2 protein-coding genes and 1 pseudogene are annotated in these 5,488 nt (G+C 71.5%); 1 reads left to right on the forward strand and 2 read right to left on the reverse strand.

Annotated elements, in window-relative coordinates; genetic code table 11:
- Positions 1–303 precede the first annotated feature (303 nt).
- Complete coding sequence (ftsY, locus tag I59_RS15690; protein ID WP_022904680.1) at positions 304–1,173, reverse strand: signal recognition particle-docking protein FtsY; 870 nt, start codon at positions 1,171–1,173, stop codon at positions 304–306.
- 212 nt (positions 1,174–1,385) lie between these two features.
- Here ftsY and I59_RS20220 point away from each other — a divergent pair.
- A pseudogene (locus I59_RS20220) lies at positions 1,386–2,409 on the forward strand (TerC family protein).
- A gap of 129 nt (positions 2,410–2,538) precedes the next feature.
- Here I59_RS20220 and I59_RS15700 read toward each other — a convergent pair.
- Positions 2,539–5,488, reverse strand: a 2,950-nt coding sequence (locus tag I59_RS15700; RefSeq protein WP_022904681.1) for an AAA family ATPase, incomplete at its 5' end; no start/stop codon positions are given.

Raw genomic sequence — 5,488 nt, forward strand, 5'->3', positions numbered from 1 at the left:
ATCCCGATGCGACCCCGTCGCCACGCCCGTCGAGCACCGTGATGACGATGTTGATCGCGAGCAGGATGAGCGCGATGCCGATGAAGAGCAGGAACTTCAGTGTTGCGACGAAGATGCCGCTGAAGAGCAGGACGAGGCCGACGATGATCGCGATGATCAGCAGTGCGGGCATGGGGGTCTCCAATCCCTGGAACGAGACCGAGCGGATGCCCGGGCCGACGGAGACGGTACTCGTCGCGGGGTGACCGCGTTCACTGACAGGTGTCGAGCAATGCGCCGAGACCCCGGAGGGCGCTGGACGTCTCAGCCGACGAGGTTCTGCACGAACACGTGCGGCGTGAAACCCGTGAGGTCGTTGATGCCCTCACCCTGTCCGATGAGCTTGATCGGGATGCCCGTCTTCTCCTGGACGCTCAGCACGAAGCCGGCCTTGGCCGACCCGTCGAGCTTCGTGATGACGAGCCCGGTGACCCCGGCACCCTCGATGAACGCCTGCGCCTGGGCCAGCCCGTTCTGCCCGGTGGTGGCGTCGAGCACGAGGAGCACCTCGGCGATCTCGGTCTGCTTCTCGACCACTCGCTTGATCTTCGTCAGCTCGTCCATCAGGCCGGCCTTGGTGTGCAGCCGGCCGGCGGTGTCGATGACGACGATCTCGGTGCCCTCGCGGATGGCCTTCTCGACCGTCTGGTACGCCACCGACGCCGGGTCCTGTCCGGGCTGCGCGGGGCGCACGACGTCGACCCCGGCGCGCGCGGCCCAGGTCGCGACCTGCTCGACCGCTGCCGCGCGGAAGGTGTCCGCCGCACCGACGACCACCGTGCGGTCGTACGTCTTGAGGAACTTGGCGAACTTGCCGATCGTGGTGGTCTTGCCGACGCCGTTCACCCCGACGACGAGCACGACGGCCGGCCGGTTGCTGAGCTTCAGCGTCGTGTCGAGCTTCGACAGCCGTTCCTCGAGGACCTCGCGGAGCATGCGCTGCAGGTCGGCGGGGTCGGTCGTGCCGTAGCGGTCGACACGCGCGTGGAGGTCCTCGATGATCGCCTCGGAGACGTCGGGACCGAAGTCGGCGCCGATGAGTGCGGTCTCGAGGTCGTCCCACGTGGTCTCGTCGATCGTCTTGCGCTGGAAGAGCCCGCGCAGCCGGGAGGACAGGGACCAGGAACTCGCCATGTTCCCAGCTTAGAGCGCGGCACACGTGCGCTGTGCCGGGTACGCTCAGAACCACGAAGGGGAGTATTCCCTCTCGGTGACCCCGTCAGTACGGTCCGGAACGATCCGGACCCGGGGCGCCGGTCGCGGCCAGCACATCGTGCGGCAGCGGCGGAAGAGACCTTCAGGCTCCGGCGCGCCGTCCAGGCCCGCCCCTGACCTGAAGGAAACCCGTGGACGTCCCACTCTTCGTCTGGCTCCTCACCATCGCCGGCATCCTCGCGCTGCTGGTGTTCGACTTCTACTCGCACGTGCGCCCCCCGCACGTGCCGCACATCAAGGAGTCGGCGTTCTGGTCCGCGTTCTACGTCGGGCTCGCCATCCTGTTCGGGGTCGGCATCCTGGTCTTCGGCGGCGGGCAGGCCGGTGGCGAGTACTTCCCCGGCTGGCTGACCGAAAGGCGCTTTCGGTCGACAACCTGTTCGGCTTCCTCATCATCATGTCGAGCTCGCCGTGCCGAAAGAGTACCAGCAGAAGGTCCTGCTCGTCGGCGTCGCGATCGCCCTCGTCGCCCGCGGTGTGTTCATCGCGCTCGGCGTCACGATCATCGAGAACTTCTCGTGGGTGTTCTACCTGTTCGGCGCGCTCCTGTTCTGGCTCGCGTGGTCGCAGGCGAAGGGCGGCGGCCACGACGACTCCGAGGGCGACTCGAAGCTCATCCGCACGCTGCGCAAGGTGATCCCGACCACCGACGACTACCACGGCGACAAGCTCACCGCGAAGATCGACGGCAAGCGCCTCTTCACGCCGATGCTCCTCGTCATGGTCGCGATCGGCCTGACCGACGTGCTCTTCGCGCTCGACTCGATCCCGGCGATCTTCGGACTGACGCAGGACGCGTTCATCGTGTTCACCGCGAACGCGTTCTCGCTTCTCGGGCTCCGGCAGCTGTACTTCCTCATCGCGGGGCTGCTCGAGCGGCTCATCTACCTCGGCCAGGGCCTGGCCGTCATCCTCGCCTTCATCGGTGTGAAGCTCGTGTTCCACGCCATGCACGTCAACGAGCTGCCGTTCATCAACGGCGGCGAGCACATCGAGTGGGCGCCGGAGATCCCGATCTGGTTCTCGCTGAGCTTCATCGCGCTGACGATCGCGGTCGCGACGGCCGCCTCGCTGGTGGTCTCGAAGAAGCGGCAGGAGCGCGGCCTCACCCCGACCGGGGAGCCGAAGCAGGCCGTCGAGGCCGACGCGAAGTAGTCGCGACCCACGTCCCGGCCCGCGCGCGCCGGATCCCGGCCCGCGCGCGCCGAGTCTCGGCCTGGGCGACAGTTCTCGCGCTCCGGAGCGCGAGAACTGTCGCCGCGTGCAAGCCTCGGTCGGCGCGCGCTACGCGACCGCGCCGGCCGGCTCCGCCGACCGCGCCTGCACACGCTGCCCGACGACGGCGGACACCCCGTCCTGCCGCATCGAAACCCCGTACAGGGCGTCCGCGATCTCCATCGTCCGCTTCTGGTGCGTGATGACGATGAGCTGCGACGACTCCCGCAGCCGCTCGAACACGGTCAGGAGCCGCCCGAGGTTCGCGTCGTCGAGCGCCGCCTCGACCTCGTCCATGATGTAGAACGGCGACGGGCGCGCGGTGAAGATCGCGACGAGGAGCGCCACCGCCGCGAGGGACCGCTCCCCGCCGGACAGCAGCGTCAGCCGGTCGATCTTCTTCCCGGCGGGCTTCACCTGCACGTCGATGCCCGTCGCGAGCAGGTCGTCCGGGTTCGTCAGCGTGATCGACCCGGAACCGCCCGGGAAGAGGATCGGGAAGATGACGTCGAACGCCTCGCGGGTGTCGTGGAACGCCGCCTCGAAGATGGTCTGCATCTTCTGGTCGAGCTCCTCGATGATCGTCATGAGGTCCGTGCGGGTCTTCTGCAGGTCCTCGAGCTGCTCCGCGAGGAACGCGTGCCGCTGCTCGAGTGCCTGGAACTCCTCGAGCGCGAGCGGGTTCACCTTGCCGAGCCGGCCGAGGTCACGCTCGGCGGCCGCGAGGCGTTGCTCCTGCTCGGCGCGGACGTAGGGCACGGTCTCGACGTCGGCGGGGTCGACCTCGTCGGTGGCGTCGTACTCGGGCAGGGCGGGGCCGCCGGGCAGCGTGGACTCGGCCTCGACGACGACCTCGTCCGGGTCGAGGTCGGCGGTCGCCGCGTCGCCGACGGCCGTCCCGTCCGATCCGTCATCGGCCGCTGCCGTCGCCGCCGCTCGGGCGCGTTCGGCCTCCCGGTGCTTCCGCGCCAGGACCCGGGGGTCGACGAGCACGTCCACCGGCACCGGTACGTGCGGCCCGTACTCCGCGACGAGGACGGCCTCCACGAGTCCGAGCTCGCTCTGCGCCCGGTCGAGGATGCCCGACACGTGGAGCTTCTTCTCGTAGATCTCCATCTCGAGCGAGTGCACGCCGTCCGTCAGGGTCTGCAGGCGGTCCCGGAGCTCGCGCTCCTCGTTCCGGATCGTCTGCAGCTCGGTGTTCCGCTTCGACCGCTCGGACTCCTCGTTCGCGAGCCGGACGCGGGCCTCGGCGAGGGAGCGGTCGACCGCACCGAGGAGCCCTGGGAGGTCGGCGAGCACCCCCTCCGCGACGGCGATCTGCGCACGGCGGACCACGGCTCGACGGGCGGCTTCCTCGGCAGCGGCCCGCTCGGCCCGGAGCTGGCGCTCGAGCCCGGCTGCCCGGTTCCGCTCGGCACGCGCCCGCTCGCGGACGGTCTCGACCTGGATGCGCTGCTCGATCTCTGCGGCGCGCGCGGCCTCGAGGGCGTCCAGCAACGCCGGCCGGCCCGACGCGTCGACGGCCGGACGGGGCCGCTCGGTGAAGGCCGCGGACGCCGCCTCGGCCTCCGCGAGCACCGCCTCGGCGGACTCGACGGCACCGTCCGTCTCGGCCAGCGCGGCGTGGAGCCGCTCGACCTCGGCCGTGGCGTTCTCCGCCTTCGCGCGTGCGGACGCGCTGCTGCGGTCGTACTCGGCCGTGGCCCGGGCGTGCGCGCGGGACGCGTGGTCGGCCTCTTCCGCCCGGCGGCGTGCGTCGTCGACGGCGGTGCGAGCGGCCTGGAGGCGCGTGGCCGCGTCCTCGACGTCGACCGCGACCGCGTCGCGCCGGGTCACGGCGTCGTCGCGTTCCGCGACGAGTTCGATCCGGCTCGTCACGCGCTCGCCGCCGCCCGTCACGCGGACGGCCCGGACGACGTCGCCGGACCGCGTCACGACCGTGGCCAGCGGGGCGGCGGTGAGCACGGCCTCCAGGTCGACGTCCTCGTCCACCGCGACGAGCGTGTCCCGCAGGATCGCGGTGAGTGCCTGCGGTCCCTGCACCAGGTCGAGCGCGTGGCGGACGCCCGCGGGGAGTCGGTCCGGGAGTCCCGCCGCGGGGACCGCAGCAGGGTCGGCGTCGGCGACGACGACGTCGACGCGACCGATGTCGGCGGACCGGGCGTGCGCGACGGCGTCGAGCGCGACCGCACGGTCGGCGGCGAGCACCGCGTCGGCGAGCCCGTCGAGCGCCATCGCGACCGCGCCCTCGAAGCCGGGCTCGACCGTCAACGCGTCCGCGAGGCGTCCGGCGATGCCCGCACGTCCCGCGTCGATGAGCGCCTGGGACCCGTCGCGGACGTCGATCGACATGCCGAGGGCGACGACCCTGGCGTCGAGCGCGTCCCGCTCGCGTTCGAGGGTGTGCAGGCGGTCGCGGAGCTCGTCCCTGGTGCTCTGTGCTGCCCGCTGCTGCTCGCGGGTCGTCTCGACGGCGGCGGTGAGCGCCTCCTCGTCGACACCGTCGGCGGGGTCCACGCCGATCTCGGCGAGGGCCGCGACGGCACGCGCAGCACGCTCCGTCGCCTCGGCCAGCGCGCGTTCCCGGCGTTCCCGGTCGGCCGCCGCGGCGACGCGCTTCGACCGCGCGACGTCCACCGCCGAGGCGAGCCGCTGGGCTTCCAGGTCGTGCTGCGACACCAGGGCCGCCTGCGCGGCGATCTGCTCGTCGAGGGCGTCGAGCGCGGCGCGGGCCTCCTGCACGCGGGCGGCGACGGCACCGGAGTCGTCGGCCATCTCCTCGGCGCGGGCCTCGAGCCGATCGGCCTCGTCGCGGACGGACTGCACCCGCTCCGGGGTGACCGTCGGCCCCTGCTGCGGCGCGTCGGCCTGCTGGGCGAGGAACATGAGCCGCTGGTTCGCCAGGCTCGACAGGCCGCGCAGTCGCTCCTGCACGCTCTCCAACCGGTGCACGACGGTCCGGGCGCGGTCGACGTCGTCGCCGACCATGCTCTGCTCGACCTGCTGCTGCCGGGTG

This window comes from Curtobacterium sp. B8 (assembly GCF_000333315.1).
GTDB lineage: Bacteria > Actinomycetota > Actinomycetes > Actinomycetales > Microbacteriaceae > Curtobacterium > Curtobacterium luteum.

Excerpts from the sequence above, each read along its gene's own strand:
- ftsY (WP_022904680.1), bottom strand. The coding sequence starts at position 1,173 with ATGGCGAGTTCCTGGTCCCTGTCCTCCCGGCTGCGCGGGCTCTTCCAG.